Source organism: Pseudomonas sp. GW822-FHT03F04, from assembly GCF_058801405.1.
The window spans coordinates 17,142-35,779 of sequence record NZ_JBXANF010000012.1; the positions used below are offsets into that span (position 1 = coordinate 17,142).

An 18,638-nucleotide genomic window follows, 5' to 3' on the forward strand; every position below is an offset into this window, starting at 1 on the left:
GCCATGACACCCGACCCACCCAAGGTGCTCTATGAAAATCTTGATGGTTCTGACTTCCCACGATCAACTCGGCAATACCGGCAAGAAAACCGGCTTCTGGCTCGAAGAGTTCGCCGCGCCCTACTACGCCTTCAAGGACGCCGGCGCCGATATCACGCTGGTTTCCCCTGCCGGCGGCCAGCCACCGCTTGATCCGAAAAGCGACGAACCCGACGCACAGACCGCCGAGACCGATCGATTCCGCAAGGATCCGATCGCCCAACAGGCGCTGGCGAACACCGGGCGCCTGGCCGAAGTCAGCGCCGAAGATTTCGATGCAGTGTTTTATCCAGGTGGCCACGGCCCGCTTTGGGATCTGGCCGAAGACAAGCATTCCATCGCCCTGATCGAAGCCTTCGCCCGCAGCAACAAGCCTCATGGTTTCGTTTGCCATGCCCCGGGTGTGCTGCGGCATGTGCTCGGCGCCGACGGCAAACCCTTGGTCAAGGATCGTGACGTCACCGGTTTCACCAACTCTGAAGAAGCGGCGGTCGGTCTGACGGATGTGGTGCCGTTCCTGGTCGAAGACGAGTTCCAGCGCCTCGGCGCCCGCTATTCCAAAGTCGCCGACTGGCAGGTGCACGTGGTGGCTGACGGGAAACTGGTCACCGGCCAGAACCCTGCCAGCTCTGCGGCCGTCGCCGAGAAACTGTTGAAGCTGCTCGGCTGACGCTTTCAGCCGTCATCAATCCGGACGCCGTGCGCGTGTTGCACGGCGTCTTTTTTTGGCCCCGACAACTAGTCGACTGGTCTAATAAACTCCGATCAAGGCACATCCATGAATCACAGCAGTTTCTTCAAACCCGCCACTTTGGGTCGTCACACCCTGAAAAACCGCATTGTCCTGCCGCCCCTCACCCGCCAGCGCAGCACACAGCCGGGCAACGTAGCCAATGAGTTGATGGCCGAGTATTACCAGCAGCGCGCGGGCGCCGGTCTGCTGGTGACCGAGGGCACCCAGATAGAACCCCGGGGCCAGGGTTACGCCTGGACACCGGGCATTCACACACCCGAGCAGATTGCCGGGTGGCGCAAAGTCACTGAAGCAGTGCACGCCAGAGAGGGCGTGATCTTCGCCCAGCTCTGGCATGTGGGGCGCGTGTCCCATACAGCTCTGCAACCCGACGGTGCCGCGCCGGTATCGGCCTCTGCGGTGGCCACCGACCGGGTCAGCGTATTCATCGAAACCGCGCCCGGCGCCGGCGCGCTGGTGCCACCGTCCGCCCCGCGCGCACTGACCACCGATGAAGTGCAGGAACTGGTTCAGCTGTACATTCAGGCGGCGCGCAATGCCATGGAGGCAGGTTTCGACGGGATCGAACTGCACTGCGCCAACGGCTATCTGGTGAACCAGTTCATCTCGGCCCACAGTAATCTGCGTACCGACCAGTACGGAGGCTCGCTGCACAATCGCCTGCGCTTTTTGCGTGAAGTGGTGTCCGGTGTTGCCGAGTGCATCGGTCGTGAAAAAGTCGGTGTGCGTTTCGCCCCGCTGTTCACCACCACCGACGAGGCGCGTACCTACCTGGGCATGGTCGAGGAAGATCCGCACACCACTTACATCGAAGCGATCAAGGTGCTGCAGGACGTGGGCATTGCCTATCTGTCCATCGCCGAAGCCGACTGGGACGATGCCCCGGCGATGCCACTCACGTTCCGCCAGGCAGTGCGCGACACCTTCAGCGGCGCGATCATTTACGCCGGCCGTTACACCGCAGAATCCGGTACGCAGTTGCTCGATTCCGGGCTGGCGGATTTCGTGGCCTTCGGCCGTCCGTTCATGGCCAACCCGGATCTGCCTGCGCGCATCGCCAATGACTGGCCGCTGAATTCACTGAATCCGGCCACGGTCTACGGTGGCAATGCCGAAGGGTATGTGGACTACCCCGAGTACGCGTGATGACTGCCGATTATCGGTAAGGCGCAACGCCCGCCCGTTCAGCACCGCTCACACTGGCAGTGGTGAACGGGAACTGTCGCCGGGAGCTTTCCTTGCCATCCGGTTTCGCCCTGTGGTCTTCGCCTGGTACAGCGCCTGATCTGCCGTCTCGATCAGCGCTTGTACCACTGCCAGTTGCGGACCGACCGCCGCGGTGACGCCGATACTGACCGTCACCCGACCGAACGGGCTCGCCGGATGAGCAATGTTTTCTTGCGTCAGTCGCTCCAGAATCAGTTGCGCCACGACCGCCGCCCCCTCGCCATCGGTGTCGGGCATGATGATCGCCACCTCTTCCCCGCCGTAGCGCGCCACCAGATCCGACGGTCGCCGCACACAGGTCTCAAGTACTTTCCCCACCCGTTGCAGGCAGGCGTCCCCGGCAACATGCCCCTGGGAATCGTTGAACAGCTTGAAGTAGTCGATATCGATCATCAGCAAGGCCAGCGAAACCCCGTCCCGCTGAGCCCGGCGCGCTTCCATGGCCAATGTTTCATCGAAACAGCGGCGATTGGCGAGGCCGGTCAGCGCATCCTTCATCGCCAGCAACTCCAGCTGCCGGTTTGATCCGAGCAACTGCTGTTGAGTGAGCCGCAACTCCCCTTCCACCTGAGTCCGCCGACGTATATCGAGAATGAGAAACCAGCCGATCACGCCAGTGAGCCCCAGCAACGATGCGACCACCACGATCGACAGCAGCGCCTCCAGTCGCCACGCCGCCAATGCTTCGCGCTTGCCGAGCGCGACCGTGGTGATCAGCGGCAGCTTTTCACTCTTGCGAAACGCGTAGAGCCGCTCCACCCCGTCGAGGCTGGACGTGAAGGAAGCGGTGCCCACCGATTGGTCCACCAGGTACTTCGCATAAATGGGCGACTTGGAGAAATTGCGCCCCATGTCCTGTTCGCGGAAGGGATATCGCACCAGCAGCGTACCGTCGGTGTAGGACAGACCGATGGCGCCTTCCTGCCCCACATCGAGCTTGCCGAACAGTCGCAGAAAGTTCTCGACCCCCAGGGTGACCGCCACCACACCGGCGAACTCTCCGCGCGCGTCATTGAAGCGGCGGCTGACAGTAATCACCCACTCCTGATTCGAGCGGCTACGGATGGGCGGGCCGATGAAGGGCTCGCGGGAAGGATCGTCACGGTGATGGATGAAATAGTCCCGGTCACTGCTGTTGACCCCGGCCGGAATCGGTCGGTTGGAGGACATCAGCCAGTGGCCGCGATTATCGTAAACGGTGATGCCACTGAGCTGCGGCATCAGCGGCTGCTGACGGTTGACCAGCGCATTCAACCGTTCGATCTGCGCGGGGCCGCTGCCCTCGATTTCCAGACGCTCGACGAGCCCGAGCAAGAGCAGCGAGCTCTGTCGGACGATGCCTTCGGAATAGGTCGCCAGCGCCTGGGTCAGGTTCAACCCGTGGACGTTCACCTCGTCCAGCGCGCGCTCCCGAGAGCCCAGCACCTTCCAGATGGTCAGCGACGCCAGGGAGCAGCCGATCATCAACAGCAACAGCATCACGAGGTGGGTATCACGCTTCACATCAGTACCTTTTGGAAAGTCCGTTTTCCGTCACGGCCGTTGTCGGACCGGGGCAACAACAGCGACCGTATGTCCCGGGCCGCGCAGGATACAAGCAGTCCATCGAAGGCGCAGCAACGGCGTGTCAGGCCCTCGATGAACTGTTCGCTGATCGGCCGGTTCGATGAAAAAACCGGACCCCAAAAGACTTTTTTGCCGCTAGACGATTTTCAGGGCCTTGAGAATGACCAGCGATTGCTCGGCAAATGCCTCGGCCTGCTCGGTCAGTTCGGCAATGTTTTCTTCGGCAGTCGTGAGGGCCTTGCCGTCCTTGAGCAGGCCTTCACCCTGGCCGCCGATGATGCCCCACGCCAGAAGCGCCCACTCGGCCGGGTGCTTTTTGCCTTGTTTGATCGATATCAGGAACAGTTGCTGGAAGCGACTGACCGTCACGCCACCACCGGTCACCGGGCTGGCCAGGACCTGGATCTTGTGATCGAACAGCGAGCGTCTGCACAGTTGCAGATTGAGGGTGTTGCAGGTTGTCTGCACCAGCTTCTCGGCCGCTTCGCTCTGGCATGGCGCCACGGCGCCCATACCGATCAACACGTTGATCACCTGCACCAGATCGCCATAACTCAATGAAGGCGAGGCTTCCAGCAAGTGGCGCAAGGTTTTCGGTACATACGCGTCGTCCGCCAGCGCATCCAGCACCGGGCCGTAAATTTCCGCCTGCAACGTGGCTGAGCCTGCGGGCCCCGTGACGCTGCCCGCTACGCTGTCGGCCAGTTGCAACAGGGCAAAGCGGGTACTGAGCATGCGCTCGCGGTGCTCGCTGGTGGACAGCTTGTTCGCGCCGCGGATGTAAAGGTCCCGGCGGAAGTTCTGGTTGACGAAGTAATCGCGCGCTTGCTCGCGCATGATCGGGTGCTCGATGCCTTCCAGAAAGTCCATGCCTTCGGCGCTCAGGTTGAGCGGGTCCACCGAGTCCAGCGGCACGGCGGTTGTGGCGTAGTCGAGTTTGGCAGGTGCCAGGGCATCGACCACGTCGGTGAAGTACATGCAATTCCAGTCACGGTTGAAATACTCATGGGCGACGTACTGGCGATTCTGGCCTTTGATGCTCTGGAGCTTGGCGTCCAGATTCGGCGCCGAGTTGGCATAGTTGGGGTTGGCGGCCAGCAGGGCTTCGGAAAATTGCAGCGCGGCGTCGATCCGCTGATCCGGGCGAGCAGAAGTTTGCGTGGCAAAGCGGTCATGCAGGCTGAACAACTGACGCAACGGCGCCAGCGGCGACCAGCCCGGGAAGCAGTTGTAGCTGATGTACACATGACCGCCCGGCTTGAGATGACGACGGACAAACTCGACGATCAGCCTGTGATTGTCACGACTGACCCAGGTCCAGATGCCGTGCAGGCTGATGCTGTCGAACTGTGGCAGGTCATGGCGAGCCAGCAGTTGCTCGAAGCTGTCGTCATACAGCCGGGCATCACTGCCCCAGTCGGTTGCCAGCGCAATGGCATGGGCTGCCTGCCCGGGATGGAAATCCGTGCCGACGTAGCCGCCCGGATTGCCTGCCGCATGGATATTGATCGAGACACCCTGGCCAAAACCCAATTCGCAGTGATAACCGTCGGTACTCTCCAGCGTGGCAAAACCGCGCAGCAACAAACAATAACGCTGGAAAACCGGATTGATCTCCCGGCTATACCCGTAGGTGTAGCCCTCGTCCGTGAAATAACCTTCGTTCCAGGCATTGCTCATGCGTGACACCCTTTTCATATCGAAAGTGAAAGCCGATCTTATAAGGGGTAGTCAGGACCAATCACAAGCGGAAAAACCGTGCCACGCAGCCAGCCGTCATTGGTCAACCAATCACCCGCGCATACACCGACCGGTCGATGTTCCCGCCCGACAGGATCACCCCGACCTTTTTGCCCTGCATCCTTTCCCGTTCCTGAATGAGTGCCGCCAACGCAGCCGCGCCGGCACCTTCGGCGAGGTTGTGGGTGTCGGTGTAATACACGCGCATGGCCTCGGCGATTTCGTCCTCGCTGACCGCGACGATCCTTGTTGCGCCGGCGCCGTAGATATCGAACGCTTCAGCAATCGGTTTGCGTACGGCCAGGCCGTCGGCAAAGGTATTGGCGGAGGCGGTCTCGCAGATCGTTTTCGCCTCGAAGGACAACTTGGCGGCGGCCGCTTCCGTGGACACCACGCCCACCACCTGGGTATCCAGACCCAGCGCATCACGCGCGGCGATCACGCCGCAGATACCTGAGCCGCAACCGATCGGCACGTAGACGGTGTGCAGATCCGGCGCCGCGCTGAACAACTCCAGCGCATAAGTCGCCACGCCCTTGACCAGTTCGGTGTGGAACGGCGGCACCAGATAGAGTCCATGCTCCAGCGCCAGACGCGCCGCTTCCTCACGGGCCTCATCGAAATCACGCCCGTACTCGACCACTTCGCCGCCAAAGCCGCGCATGGCATTGTTCTTCTCCAGCGAATTGCCCTGCGGCACCACGATCAATGCCTTCAGCCCTACCGCTTGCGCCGCCAGCGCCAGGCTTTGGCCGTGATTGCCGCGCGTCGCAGAGACAATGCCTTTGACGTTGGGATGTTCACGCCGCAGCCAGTGCATGAAGGTGATGCCGCCGCGCACCTTGAACGCGCCGGTCGGCGTGTGGTTTTCGTGCTTGACCCACACCGTGCAGCCCAGCCGCTCGGCCAGCAACGGCCAGCGATACTGAGCGGTGGCCGGCATCACCTGGTAAACCTGGCGGGCAGCGTGTTCGATGTCTTCGCGAGTGAATCTGTGCATGGGGATCTCCTTGGGCGTCACTCAGTCTAGGCACAGGCACATCACGTCGGCTTTCAAAAAACTGACCTGACTTTTGCGTCCGCACTTCACTACTATGGCGCTCATGAGCCATCGAAACCGCCAGCAGCCAGCCGTCGTCCCCGAACCGGTGCGTCGTATCGAGGCCGGCCCGTGGGCGATCGAATTGCTGCCCGGCGCCGCCTACGCGACGCGCTATGTGGCAGCGCAGTCGGCAATCGGTTTTGCCTTCGACAGCCAGCGCGGCGTGCACGCGATCGGCAGCGACCGGGTGCGCCCCTTCGATGCCATGCCCAATGGTCTGGCGTTCGTACCCGTCGGCTGTGATGTGATGTCCGAGTCACCCATGGGCGGCGAATACCTGCGGGTGGTCCGCACCGACGGTATCGCGCTGGAGGGTGAGCAGCCGTTCAACAATCGCATCGACCCGCAGGCCATTTTCCTCGCCTCGCGAATGCGCCGTGCGTTGTTGAATGCCTCAGTGGACGATGACTGGGAAACCTGGGCGCTCGCCTTGGCCGAGCGCGCCGAAGGCAAAGACACGCCGTCGACCCAAGGCTCGATGACCGGCCGCCGAATGCGCCTGCTCGACGAGTTCATCGACGCCGGCCTCGACGGCCCGCTCGGCCTTCACACCATGGCGCAACTGCTGGAACTGTCCGAAGGCTATTTCATTCGTGCCTTCAAGCAGGCCACCGGCAAAAGCCCCCACAGCTACCTGATCGACCGACGCCTGGCCCGGGCTCGCGCATTGATGCGCGACTCCACGGCCAGCCTGTCGGAGATCGCCCTCGCCTGCGGTTTCAATTCCCAGGCACACATGACCAGTGCGTTCAAACAGCGACTTGGCGTGAGTCCGGCGCAATTGCGCACAGGATCGCGTCACAATTCTTTCATCGGCAAAAAACGAAATCAGTGGTGAATTTTTTCGTGTCCACTTGTATCTGATCTGAAAGAAGCCGTGCCATCAAGGAGATGGCATCGGTCACGGCAAACCGCTCTGGCCCAAGCCTCTCCGGGTTTACCGGTTTGCATAAAGACAGATCAGATGCAGAGTGAATCCCATGGAATCAAAGGAAAGCGTCAGCCCGATCCGACTGAAAGACATCACCATTGTCGACGACGCCAAGATGCGCAAAGCCATTACGGCAGCAGCGCTGGGCAATGCGATGGAGTGGTTCGACTTCGGCGTCTATGGCTTCGTTGCCTACGTGCTCGGCAAGGTGTTTTTCCCCGGTGCCGATCCCGGTGTGCAGATGATCGCTGCACTGGCGACCTTCTCGGTGCCTTTCCTGATCCGGCCGCTGGGCGGTCTGTTCTTCGGCGCACTGGGTGACAAGTACGGACGACAGAAAGTCCTGGCGGCGACCATCGTGATCATGTCGCTCAGCACCTTTGCCATCGGGTTGATCCCGTCCTATGCCTCGATCGGTATCTGGGCGCCGATCCTTCTGCTGCTGGCGAAAATGGCTCAAGGGTTTTCGGTCGGCGGCGAATACACCGGCGCCTCGATCTTCGTTGCCGAATATGCACCGGATCGCAAACGTGGATTCCTCGGCAGCTGGCTGGACTTCGGCTCCATCGCCGGTTTCGTCCTCGGCGCGGGTGTGGTGGTGTTGATTTCCACGATCATCGGCGAAGAAAAATTCCAGGAATGGGGCTGGCGACTGCCCTTCTTCCTCGCCCTCCCGCTGGGCATGATCGGGCTCTACCTGCGCCACGCGCTCGAAGAAACCCCGGCGTTCCAGCAACACGTCGAGAAGCTTGAACAAGGCGACCGCGAAGGTCTGGCCAGCGGCCCGAAAGTGTCGTTCAAGGAGGTCGCGACCAAGCACTGGCGCAGCCTGATGACTTGCATCGGCGTGGTGGCGGCGACCAATGTCACCTACTACATGCTGCTCACCTACATGCCGAGTTACCTGTCGCACAACCTGCACTACAGTGAAAACCGCGGGGTGCTGATCATCATCGCGATCATGGTCGGCATGCTGTTCGTTCAGCCTGCGATCGGCTTCATCAGCGACAAGATCGGCCGTCGTCCCTTCATCATCTGCGGCAGTGTCGGTCTGTTCATCCTCGCGATTCCAGCGTTCATGCTGATCAACAGCGGCAAGATCGGCCTGATCTTTTCGGGCTTGCTGATATTGGCCGTGCTGCTCAATTTCTTCATTGGCGTCATGGCCTCGACGCTGCCAGCGATGTTCCCGACCCACATCCGTTACAGCGCGCTGGCCGGGGCGTTCAACGTCTCGGTACTGATCGCCGGCCTGACCCCGACCGTCGTGGCCTGGCTGGTGGAAGGTACCCAGAACCTGTACATGCCCGCCTACTATCTGATGGTGACTGCCGTGATCGGACTGATGACCGGGCTGACGATGAAAGAAACCGCGAACAAGCCGCTACGCGGTGCTGCGCCCGCAGCTTCCGATATCGAGGAAGCGAGGGAGCTGCTGCAGGAGCACCACGACAACATCGAACAGAAGATCGAAGACATCGACGCCGAAATCGCCGAACTGCAAGCCAAACGCGAGCATCTGGCGCAGCAGCATCCGCGAATCGAATAACGATATAAGGCGTTGATCGGGCAACAGGGTGGAATTCAAACGCCCTTCTGTGGTGTTCTGTTCGTCAGGAGCCGGTCGTTTTTTCTGCCGGCTCACGCCCATTCAGCAGCTGACGATGAGGTTCGCTTCATGAGCAAAACGCCTTACGTACCACCCAAGGTCTGGACACACAGCGCGCCGTCCGGCGGCCAGTTCGCCAACATCAATCGCCCGATTGCCGGGCCGACCCACGACAAGGCATTGCCCGTCGGCAAGCACCCATTGCAGCTGTATTCGCTGGCCACGCCCAACGGCGTCAAGGTCACCATCCTGCTCGAGGAGTTGCTGGCGCTGGGGCACACCGGGGCCGAATACGACGCCTGGTTGATCCGCATCGGCGAAGGCGATCAATTTTCCAGCGGCTTTGTCGAGATTAATCCGAACTCCAAGATCCCGGCGCTACTGGATCGCGGAGTGGAGCCGGCCATCCGGGTTTTCGAGTCCGGCTCGATCCTGCTTTACCTCGCCGAAAAATTCGGTGCCTTCCTGCCCAGCGACATCGCCGGTCGCACTGAAACCCTGAACTGGCTGTTCTGGCAAATGGGCTCGGCGCCCTACCTGGGTGGTGGTTTCGGGCATTTTTACGCCTACGCGCCGGACAAGCTCGAATACCCGATCAACCGCTTCACCATGGAAACCAAGCGTCAGCTGGATGTGCTCGACCGGCGCCTGGCTGAAAACCCTTATCTTGCCGGTGACAACTACACCATCGCCGACATCGCGGTCTGGCCGTGGTACGGGCAACTGGTGCGCAACAATGTGTACGGGGCGGCCGAGTTCCTGTCGGCTCATGAATACACTCATGTCCAGCGCTGGGCCGAGGAGATCGCCAACCGGCCTGCGGTCATTCGTGGGCAGCGCGTCAACCGCACCTGGGGCGATGAAGCGAGCCAGGTACCGGAACGACATGAGGTTGCTGATCTGGGCTGAGCAACCCACGCAACCCGCACCCGATAACAAAAACCAAGGGGCACCCATCGTTCATGAACATTCTCTACGACGAGCAGGTCGACGGCGCCCTGCCGGACGTCGACAAAGCGGCGCTGTTGCAGGCATTGCACAACCAGTGGCCGACGCTGGAAGTCCTGCATCAGCGCGAGGATCTCGCACCGTACGAATGTGACGGTTTGTCCGCGTACCGCACCGCGCCGTTGCTGGTGGTGCTGCCCCGGCATCTCGATGAGGTGCAGGGCGTTTTACGAATCTGTCATGAGAGAAACGTGCCGGTGGTGGCCCGGGGTGCCGGCACCGGGTTGTCCGGCGGCGCGTTGCCTCTGGAGAAAGGCGTGCTGCTGGTGATGGCGCGCTTCAACAACATCCTGCACATCGACCCCGCCGCCCGCACGGCACGCGTTCAGCCCGGCGTTCGCAATCTGGCGATTTCCCAGGCCGCCGCTCCGTTCGGCCTGTATTACGCGCCGGATCCGTCCTCGCAGATCGCCTGCTCCATCGGCGGCAATGTGGCGGAAAATGCCGGCGGCGTGCATTGCCTCAAGTACGGCCTGACCGTGCACAACCTGCTCAAGGTCGAGATCCTGACCGTCGAGGGCGAACACCTCACGCTCGGCTCCGATGCGCTCGATTCTCCCGGTTTCGACTTGCTGGCACTGTTCACCGGTTCCGAAGGCCTGCTGGGCGTTATCACCGAAGTCACGGTCAAACTGCTGCCCAAACCTCAGACGGCCAAAGTCTTGCTGGCCGCATTCGACTCCGTGGAAAACGCCGGCCGCGCCGTGGCCGACATCATCGCCGCCGGGATCATTCCCGGAGGCCTGGAAATGATGGACAACCTGGCCATCCGCGCCGCCGAGGACTTCATCCACGCCGGCTACCCGGTGGACGCCGAAGCCATTTTGCTCTGTGAACTCGATGGCGTCGAAGCCGATGTCCACGCTGACTGCATCCGCGTCCGCCAGGTGCTGGAGAACGCCGGCGCGACCGAAGTGCGTCAGGCCAGGGACGAGGCCGAGCGCGTGCGTTTCTGGGCCGGACGCAAGAATGCCTTCCCGGCCGTGGGGCGCTTGTCGCCGGACTATTACTGCATGGACGGCACCATCCCGCGCCGCGAACTGCCCGGCGTGCTGCAAGCCATTGCGCAGTTGTCCGCCGAATACGGCTTGCGGGTGGCCAACGTGTTCCATGCCGGCGACGGCAACATGCACCCGTTGATTCTGTTCGACGCCAATCAACCCGGCGAGCTCGAACGCGCCGAAACCCTGGGAGGCAAAATCCTTGAGTTGTGCGTGAAGGTCGGCGGCAGCATCACCGGCGAGCACGGCGTGGGCCGGGAGAAAATCAACCAGATGTGCGCGCAGTTCAACAACGACGAGTTGACCCTGTTCCACGCCGTCAAAGCCGCGTTCGACCCCGGCGGTCTGCTCAATCCGGGCAAGAACATTCCGACCCTGCACCGCTGCGCCGAGTTCGGCGCCATGCATATTCACGCCGGACAATTGCCCTTCCCCGAGCTGGAGCGTTTCTGATGGTCCGAGAAAAGGATGTCGACGACAGCATCGCGCTGCTCGATCAGGTCAATCAGGCATTGCAGGACGCAACGCCACTGCGGATTCAGGGCGCCAACAGCAAGGCGTTTCTGGGGCGTATCGTTGCCGGAGAAATCCTCGACACCCGCACCCATCGCGGCATCGTCAGCTACGACCCGACCGAACTGGTGATCACCGCGCGTTGCGGCACTCCACTGGCCGAACTGCTGGCGGTGCTGGACGCTTCACAACAGATGTTGCCGTGCGAACCACCGGCCTTCGCGGACGACGCGACGGTGGGCGGGATGATCGCCAGCGGACTGTCAGGCCCGCGGCGCCCGTGGTTGGGGTCGGTGCGGGATTTCGTACTCGGCACGCGGATCATCACCGGCCACGGCAAGCATCTGCGCTTTGGCGGTGAAGTCATGAAAAACGTCGCCGGTTATGACCTGTCGCGGCTGATGGCCGGCAGTTACGGCTCGCTGGGGGTGATCACCGAAGTCTCGCTCAAGGTCCTGCCCAAAACGCGTGAGTGCCTGAGCATCAGCCTGGAAATGGACAGCGAGCGGGCCTTGCAGCGTATGGCCGAGTGGGGTCAACAGCCGCTGCCGATCAGCGCCGCCTGCCACGATGGGCAGCGTCTGCACTTGCGTCTGGAGGGTGGCGCAGGCTCGGTGGCGGCGGCCCGTGATCGTCTCGGTGGTGAAATGCTCGATAGCGCTTATTGGTCAGATCTGAATGAACAGCGCCTGGATTTTTTTGATGAGGACCAGCCCCTGTGGCGCCTGTCGGTGCCAAACAACACCCCGTCGCTGGCCCTGGCCGGTGTACAAATGCTCGACTGGGGCGGCGCCCAGCGTTGGCTCAAATCAGGAGCCGAGGCGGCACTGATTCGCAAGGTGGTTTCGGCTGTTGGCGGGCATGCGACCTGCTACAGCCATGGTTTGATCGACGCGCCTTTCCATCCGCTGCCGCCCGCCCTTCTGCACTATCACCGTCGCCTCAAGCAACAGCTCGACCCTCAGGGCATCTTCAATCCCGGTCGCCTGTACGCGGAGCTTTGAGCCATGCAAACCACTCTCAGCGAAGAAGCCCGGCAACTGCCTCGCGCCGAAGAAGCCGAAAGCATCCTGCGCACTTGCGTGCACTGCGGCTTCTGCAACGCGACCTGCCCGACCTATCAGTTGCTCGGCGATGAACTCGACGGCCCACGGGGTCGCATCTACCTGATCAAACAGGTGCTGGAAGGCAACGAAGTTACCCGCAAGACCCAGCTGCACCTGGATCGTTGCCTGTCCTGCCGCAATTGCGAAACCACCTGTCCCTCGGGCGTGGACTATCACAACCTGCTCGACATCGGCCGCGCCGTGGTTGATGCCGCTGTGCCGCGCCCCATTGGTCAACGTGTGTTGCGGGCAGGTTTGCGTGGTGTGGCACCGAATCCCGGACTGTTCAAAGGACTGGTCAGCGCTGGCCAGATCTTCCGTGTGCTGTTGCCCAATACCCTGCAAGCCAAAATGCCGCGCAGCACCTCTGCAATCGCACCCCGCCCGGTAACCCGGCATGCCCGCCAGGTGCTGATGCTCGAAGGCTGCGTGCAACCGGGTTTGTCGCCCAATACCAACGCGGCGGCAGCACGGGTGCTGGATCGATTGGGGATCAGCATTACACCGGCGCGAAATGCCGGCTGTTGTGGCGCCGTGGACTATCACCTCGACGCCCAGGCCTCCGGACTTGACCGCGCCCGCCAGAACATCGATTCGTGGTGGCCGGCCATCGAACAAGGCGCCGAAGCCATCGTGCAGACCGCCAGCGGTTGCGGCGCGTTCATCAAGGATTACGGACACTTGCTGTGCACCGATCCGGCCTATGCCGAAAAGGCGAAAACCGTGAGTGCGCTGGCGAAAGATCTGGTGGAAGTGCTGCGTGAGGAACCGCTCGAGTCCCTAGGTATTCATGCCGATCAGCGCTTGGCGTTCCACTGCCCCTGTACCTTGCAACACGCACAGAAACTCGGTGGCGCAGTGGAATCGGTACTGACCCGGCTGGGCTTCAACCTCACGACCGTGCCGGACGCCCATCTGTGCTGCGGCTCGGCGGGCACCTATTCGATAACCCAACCGGCGCTGGCCCGGCAACTGCGCGACCAAAAGCTCAACGCCCTGGAAAGCGGTCATCCGGACATCATCGCCACCGCCAATATCGGCTGCCAGGCCCACCTCGACGGTGCGGGACGCACGCCGGTCAAGCACTGGATCGAGCTGGTGGACGCAGGGTTGCCCTTGGTGAGCGAGGCGTAGGATTGCTGGCGGGGGGCAAACGATGGGCGAAAAAAAACCGCCTTTGCGGGGCGGTTTTTCGGTAGGCCTCAGTTTGCGGCTGGGGCCTGTTGTGTCTCACGGACAGAACTGACGTGCCGGAATACTATTAATCTTTTTTCTTCGTTGCAACGTTATTTTGCGTGCTATCCGAAGACAAGGAAGACGTTGGTTGACGTTTACCATCCCAAAACATACTGACAGAAATAACGAATTACAAAACATACCGAATCTATATCCAGGATCCTCAAGATCCCGCCGCAAGACAGGTTAATATGCCAGCGCTCACTCGCCAGTACATCCGTGAGGTTTGGCTGGAACCATAACGGTTTCATGCCCTTCGACACGGTTTTGCACCCGTGCCGGAATGATGGCTCGGAGGGATCACAACCGGCCGCCTCATGGACAGAACTGACATTTATGTCCGAAGGCACACATGGTCCGGTAAGTGCGCTGGAGGTTTGGCCCCCGACCTGGAGGCCAAAACGTATGAAGCTTTTGCTGCGTACGCTGAGCCTCGTATGGAGATCGTTTCAAGCGTTTCGCTTTTACGAGTTCCTGCGAGACCACTTTGACAACCTGAAGTAACGGTTGTCTATGAGGGAAAAAGCCCGTTTTGGCTTCGGCTGAAACGGGCTTTTTTTGTTTTTAAATACTGTCACTTGTATGATTTTTATAAAAACATCCCTACTCAGCTGTAAGGCATTTCGCTGACACCTGTCATCCCGACATCCCCCTCACCGTCAGTTATGAGCTAATAGCCCCTTCATTAAACCGTCGCTGAAACGTTGTACTAGGATAGGATCCAATTTCCTGATTCGCTGTCGCCGGGCATGGAGCTGTTTTCCGGTGGTTCAGGAACACGAGTACCACACTGCAACTCATGGATGAACGACATGAACTCACAGCTGTTTCCTCACATTGGCAAGGTCATCGCCAGCACTGGCAGCCGACATTTCCCACGGATGCTGCACGACCTGATCCTGACCCAACTGGCGGTGGACGCCACGCACATCCGGCAGATGCGCGTGGAACCGGTCGGACGCGCACAGCCGCGCAGTGAGCCCGAATGCGTCAAGGAAGCATCCTTGCTGGCTGAAACGGTGTATTCCGAGTTGAGCACTCTGCCGAGTGCCAATGAATTGCCCACTCCCGAACCCTCGACGGTCACCGACGCCTCGCAATTGCATCTGACCCGGCGCAAGGACGGTTACCGCTATGTGATATCGGTCTACCGATGCGGCCCGTCAAAACGCTTTTCCGCCCACGAGCGCAGTTTGTTGCAGGACATTTCTCCAGTGCTGCTGCCGATGGTCGAGAAACACATCAACGCCCTGCAACCGGCGAACACTGACGCCCAGGGACAATCTCAGGAGCAATCGGATTCAACCCTGCTGGGCCTGGAAACCCTGCGCCTGCGCTTTTGCGAGCGCGTGGAGCAACTGGGGCTGAGCCTGTCGAACCGCGAGATGGAAGTGTGTGTCGGCCTGCTCGCCGGGCGCACCGCGCCAGAACTGGCCGAGCAGTTGCAACTGAAGGTCAACACCGTGGAGAGCTACCTCAAACGCGCCGCGATCAAACTGGGTATCAGCGGCCGTCACTCGCTGATGCGCTGGATGTACTCGCCAAAGGACTGCCCCGCAGCCTGCGGCCCGTCGAACGCGGCCTGACGGTTCACACGCCTGTAACGAAACCGCCCTCCTGCAAAGGACGGCGGTTTTTTTTGCACCCGTTTCAATCCCGGGCCAACGCCTCGATCGGATCGAGCCGCGACGCATTGCGCGCCGGCACGAAGCCGAACACGATACCGATCAGGGTCGAGCAAAGCACAGCAGTGAGCACCGAGGTCAGCGAAAACACCATTTCCCATTCCTTGATGAACAGCGAGAACAGGTGGCCGATGGCGTAACTCAACGAGATACCGATGGCGCCACCCAGCAGGCAGACCATCACCGCCTCCACCAGAAACTGCTGGCGAATGTCCGACTGCCGAGCCCCGACCGCCATGCGGATGCCGATTTCACGGGTACGCTCGGTGACCGACACCAGCATGATGTTCATCACGCCGATGCCGCCCACGACCAGTGAAATCACCGCAATCAGCGACAGCAACAAGGCCAGAGAGCGGCTGGTTTTCTGTACGGTCTGCATCACGCTGTCGAGGTTATTGGTGAAGAAATCCTTGGTGCCGTGGCGTTGCAGCATCAGCTTGTTGACGTTGTCTTCCACTACCTTGCTCGGCTGGCCGTCCTTGATCCGCACACTGATGCTGTCCAGGTAACGCTGGCCCAGCAGTCGGCCGGCGGCGGTTTCATAGGGCACCCAGACGTTGAGCGACTTGCTCGACGAGAAGATGTTCTTGTTCTCCGCCGCCACACCGATCACGGTGCACGGCAGGTTACCGATCAGGATCACCTGCCCCAGCGGATCAACCCCTTCGCCGAACAATCGATGGCGGGTGTTGTGATCGATCACCACCACTTGCGCCTGACGCCTTGCATCGCTTTCGCTGAACGGGATGCCCGACTCCATCTTGATCCCGCGCACCTGGAAGTACAGATCGCTGACGCCGTTGACCTGCGCATCGAGGTCGATGTTGCGGTAACGCAGCAACAGATTGCGCCCGACCACCGGCGTGGCGCTGTCGACGTAGTACAGCTGATTGAGCGCCGTCACATCCGCCGGCACCAGGGTTTCGATGGCCGCCGAGCGGCTGTCGCCGAAACTGGTGCCGGAATAGATATCGATGGTGTTGCTGCCGATGGCCTGGATGTCTTTCAAGACATAGCGCTTGGCCCCTTCGCCGATGGCCGAAATCGACACCACCGAGGTGATGCCGATGACGATCCCGAGCATGGTCAGCAAGGTGCGCATCCGATGGGAGATCAGCGCGACCCAGGCCATGTTGAACGCTTCCTTGAACAACCCGAGGCTGGCCACCAGACGCCGCGCCGCCGTGGACTTGGGCGGCACTGCGTCCTCATTGGTCAGCGCCGTGGTGTCGCGCTCGTTGCGGCGGTCGCTGAGGATTTCGCCGTCGCTGACTTCGATGATGCGCTCGGCGTTGGCCGCGACCTTGGGGTCGTGGGTCACCAGAATCACCGTGTGCCCGGCGGCGTGCAGCTCCAGCAGAATACGCATCACCTCTTTGCCGCTGGTGGTGTCGAGTGCGCCGGTCGGTTCATCGGCGAGGATCACTTCGCCGCCGTTCATCAAGGCCCGGGCGATACTGACGCGCTGCTGCTGACCGCCCGACAGTTGGCTCGGACGATGAGTCAGGTGCCCTTCCAGCCCCAGCCGTGCCAACAGCTCACGGGCCCGGGCATGACGCTGCGGTTCCGGTGTGCCGGCGTAGATCGCCGGCATTTCGACGTTGTGCATCGCACTCAGATGCGGCAGCAGGTGGTAGCGCTGGAAGATGAAACCGAAATAGTCGCGGCGCAGTTCGGCCAGCGCCTGATTATCCAGGTCGCGGGTTTCCCGGCCGTTGATCTTGTAGCTGCCGGCCGTGGCGTAGTCGAGGCAGCCGAGGAGGTTCATCAGGGTTGATTTGCCGGAGCCCGAGGCACCGATGATCGCCACCATTTCCCCGGCATTGATCGTCAGGTCGATGTTCTTCAGCGCCAGAAATTCACGGTCGCCCGCGGTGAAACTGCGGCTGATGCCGGTCAGTTGCAGCAGAGGTTCGGTCATGCTCATGCCCCTGCCACTTTCGACACCGGATCACCGATCACCACCCGGTCGCCTTCGGCCAGACCACCGTTGACCTGCACCTTGACGTTGTTGTTGATCCCGGTCTGCACATTGCGCGACTGCGCCTGGCCCTTGGCGTCCAGCACCCGCACCGGAAAACTGCCATCGTTGTTGCGCGGGCCCAACGCGGCCACCGGAATCGTCAACACCGATTTGGCGGTGTCGAGCACCACCCGCACCTGGGCCGTCATGGAAATGCGCAAGCGGTGATCGGGGTTCGGCACCTCGAACAGCGCGTTGTAGAACACCGCCGTGTTCTGTTTCGGCGTGCCGGCGGGCGGGGTTTCGAGGAAGTTCTGCGGCGCCGGCTCAGTGCCGCGCAGCTTGCCGTAATAACGCTTGTCCTCGCCCAGAATGGTGAAATACACCTCCTGCCCCGGCGCGATGTGTATGACATCCGCCTCCGACACCTGAGCCTTGACGGTCATGGTGTCCAGATCCGCCAGTTTCAGCAGGATCGGCGCCAGTTGGTTGGCGATCACGGTCTGGCCTTCCTGAGTCACGATGCCCACGACGTCGCCGTCGATGGGCGCGACGATCCGCGTGTAGGCCAGATTGACCTTGGCGGTGTCGATCTGGATATGCGCGCTCTTGATTTGCGCATCCAGCGACAACAGATTGGCTTGCTGCACTTCGTAGTTCGATTGCGCGGTTTCAAAATCCTGACGCGAGATCGAGGCGTCCTCCTGCAGATTCTGATAACGCTCGTAGATCGCCTTGGTCTGCCTGACCTGAGCCTGAGTCGCCCGGCGCTGGGCTTGCAGGTTTTCCTCATCGACCTGAGCCTGACGCAGGGTGTTCTGCAGCACCAACGGGTCGATTTCCGCCAGCCACTGGCCTTTCTTGACCTTGTCGCCGACCTTGACCTTGAGCGACTTCAACTGCCCCGAGACCTGGGCACCGACGTCCACCTGCTTGATGCCCTCCAGCAATCCGGTGGCCAGCACCGCGTTTTCAATGTCACCGCGTTCGACCGTGGCGGTCAGGTATTGCGGTGCTTCGGCCGGCGCCTGCACCGTGTAGAACACCAACCCGGCCACCAGCGTCAACGCGATTCCCAGACCGACTTTGCGCAACTTCGACTGTTCCATAAATGACCACAATTCCGTTCAGGGTTGAGCCCGGCCAATCGCCGGG

Annotated in this window: 14 protein-coding genes; 9 read left to right on the forward strand and 5 right to left on the reverse strand. The window is 61.2% G+C overall.

All coding sequences use genetic code 11. The features are described 5' to 3' along the window. The first annotated feature begins 31 nt into the window (after positions 1 to 31). Together AC1RMX_RS25145 and AC1RMX_RS25150 are read left to right on the forward strand one after the other, a co-directional pair. Positions 32 to 709, forward strand: coding sequence for a type 1 glutamine amidotransferase domain-containing protein (locus AC1RMX_RS25145; RefSeq protein ID WP_493073367.1), 678 nt, complete (start codon positions 32 to 34; stop codon positions 707 to 709). Positions 710 to 817: 108 nt separating this feature from the next. Then, complete coding sequence (locus AC1RMX_RS25150) at positions 818 to 1,939, forward strand: alkene reductase (protein ID WP_493066163.1); 1,122 nt, start codon at positions 818 to 820, stop codon at positions 1,937 to 1,939. A gap of 48 nt (positions 1,940 to 1,987) precedes the next feature. On the opposite strand, the gene AC1RMX_RS25155 is transcribed toward AC1RMX_RS25150, so the two are convergent. The 3 genes from AC1RMX_RS25155 to AC1RMX_RS25165 all read right to left on the reverse strand — a co-directional run bounded on the left by AC1RMX_RS25155 (position 1,988) and on the right by AC1RMX_RS25165 (position 6,326). Continuing rightward, positions 1,988 to 3,523 (reverse strand): sensor domain-containing diguanylate cyclase, encoded by a 1,536-nt coding sequence (locus AC1RMX_RS25155; protein WP_493073368.1) that lies wholly within the window; start codon positions 3,521 to 3,523, stop codon positions 1,988 to 1,990. A 198-nt stretch (positions 3,524 to 3,721) separates the two neighbouring features. Then, on the reverse strand, positions 3,722 to 5,266 hold the full coding sequence (locus AC1RMX_RS25160; RefSeq protein WP_493073369.1) for a methyltransferase regulatory domain-containing protein: 1,545 nt from the start codon (positions 5,264 to 5,266) through the stop codon (positions 3,722 to 3,724). Positions 5,267 to 5,369: 103 nt separating this feature from the next. After that, the gene (locus AC1RMX_RS25165; protein WP_493073370.1) at positions 5,370 to 6,326 is read right to left on the reverse strand and encodes a threonine dehydratase; all 957 of its coding nucleotides are present in this window, start codon (positions 6,324 to 6,326) and stop codon (positions 5,370 to 5,372) included. 94 nt (positions 6,327 to 6,420) lie between these two features. On the opposite strand from AC1RMX_RS25165, the gene AC1RMX_RS25170 reads away from it, so the two are divergent. From AC1RMX_RS25170 to AC1RMX_RS25200, 7 genes are all read left to right on the forward strand, one after another. Beyond that, complete coding sequence (locus AC1RMX_RS25170; protein ID WP_493073372.1) at positions 6,421 to 7,266, forward strand: helix-turn-helix transcriptional regulator; 846 nt, start codon at positions 6,421 to 6,423, stop codon at positions 7,264 to 7,266. A 142-nt stretch (positions 7,267 to 7,408) separates the two neighbouring features. After that, positions 7,409 to 8,908, forward strand: coding sequence for a glycine betaine/L-proline transporter ProP (proP, locus tag AC1RMX_RS25175; RefSeq protein WP_192560490.1), 1,500 nt, complete (start codon positions 7,409 to 7,411; stop codon positions 8,906 to 8,908). A 129-nt stretch (positions 8,909 to 9,037) separates the two neighbouring features. Next, complete coding sequence (gene yghU, locus AC1RMX_RS25180; RefSeq protein WP_493073373.1) at positions 9,038 to 9,877, forward strand: glutathione-dependent disulfide-bond oxidoreductase; 840 nt, start codon at positions 9,038 to 9,040, stop codon at positions 9,875 to 9,877. Between the two features lie 53 nt (positions 9,878 to 9,930). Next, positions 9,931 to 11,430, forward strand: coding sequence for a glycolate oxidase subunit GlcD (gene glcD, locus AC1RMX_RS25185; RefSeq protein ID WP_493073374.1), 1,500 nt, complete (start codon positions 9,931 to 9,933; stop codon positions 11,428 to 11,430). Next, the gene (gene glcE, locus AC1RMX_RS25190) at positions 11,430 to 12,494 is read left to right on the forward strand and encodes a glycolate oxidase subunit GlcE (RefSeq protein WP_493073375.1); all 1,065 of its coding nucleotides are present in this window, start codon (positions 11,430 to 11,432) and stop codon (positions 12,492 to 12,494) included. Before glcD ends, glcE begins: the two co-directional genes overlap by 1 nt. Positions 12,495 to 12,497: 3 nt before the next feature. Further along, complete coding sequence (glcF, locus tag AC1RMX_RS25195) at positions 12,498 to 13,730, forward strand: glycolate oxidase subunit GlcF (protein ID WP_493073377.1); 1,233 nt, start codon at positions 12,498 to 12,500, stop codon at positions 13,728 to 13,730. A 914-nt stretch (positions 13,731 to 14,644) separates the two neighbouring features. After that, positions 14,645 to 15,418, forward strand: coding sequence for a helix-turn-helix transcriptional regulator (locus AC1RMX_RS25200; protein ID WP_096820710.1), 774 nt, complete (start codon positions 14,645 to 14,647; stop codon positions 15,416 to 15,418). Positions 15,419 to 15,482: 64 nt separating this feature from the next. On the opposite strand, the gene AC1RMX_RS25205 is transcribed toward AC1RMX_RS25200, so the two are convergent. Beyond that, the gene (locus AC1RMX_RS25205) at positions 15,483 to 17,441 is read right to left on the reverse strand and encodes a MacB family efflux pump subunit (protein WP_096820567.1); all 1,959 of its coding nucleotides are present in this window, start codon (positions 17,439 to 17,441) and stop codon (positions 15,483 to 15,485) included. Between the two features lie 2 nt (positions 17,442 to 17,443). After that, the gene (macA, locus tag AC1RMX_RS25210; protein WP_096820566.1) at positions 17,444 to 18,592 is read right to left on the reverse strand and encodes a macrolide transporter subunit MacA; all 1,149 of its coding nucleotides are present in this window, start codon (positions 18,590 to 18,592) and stop codon (positions 17,444 to 17,446) included. Positions 18,593 to 18,638 lie beyond the last annotated feature (46 nt).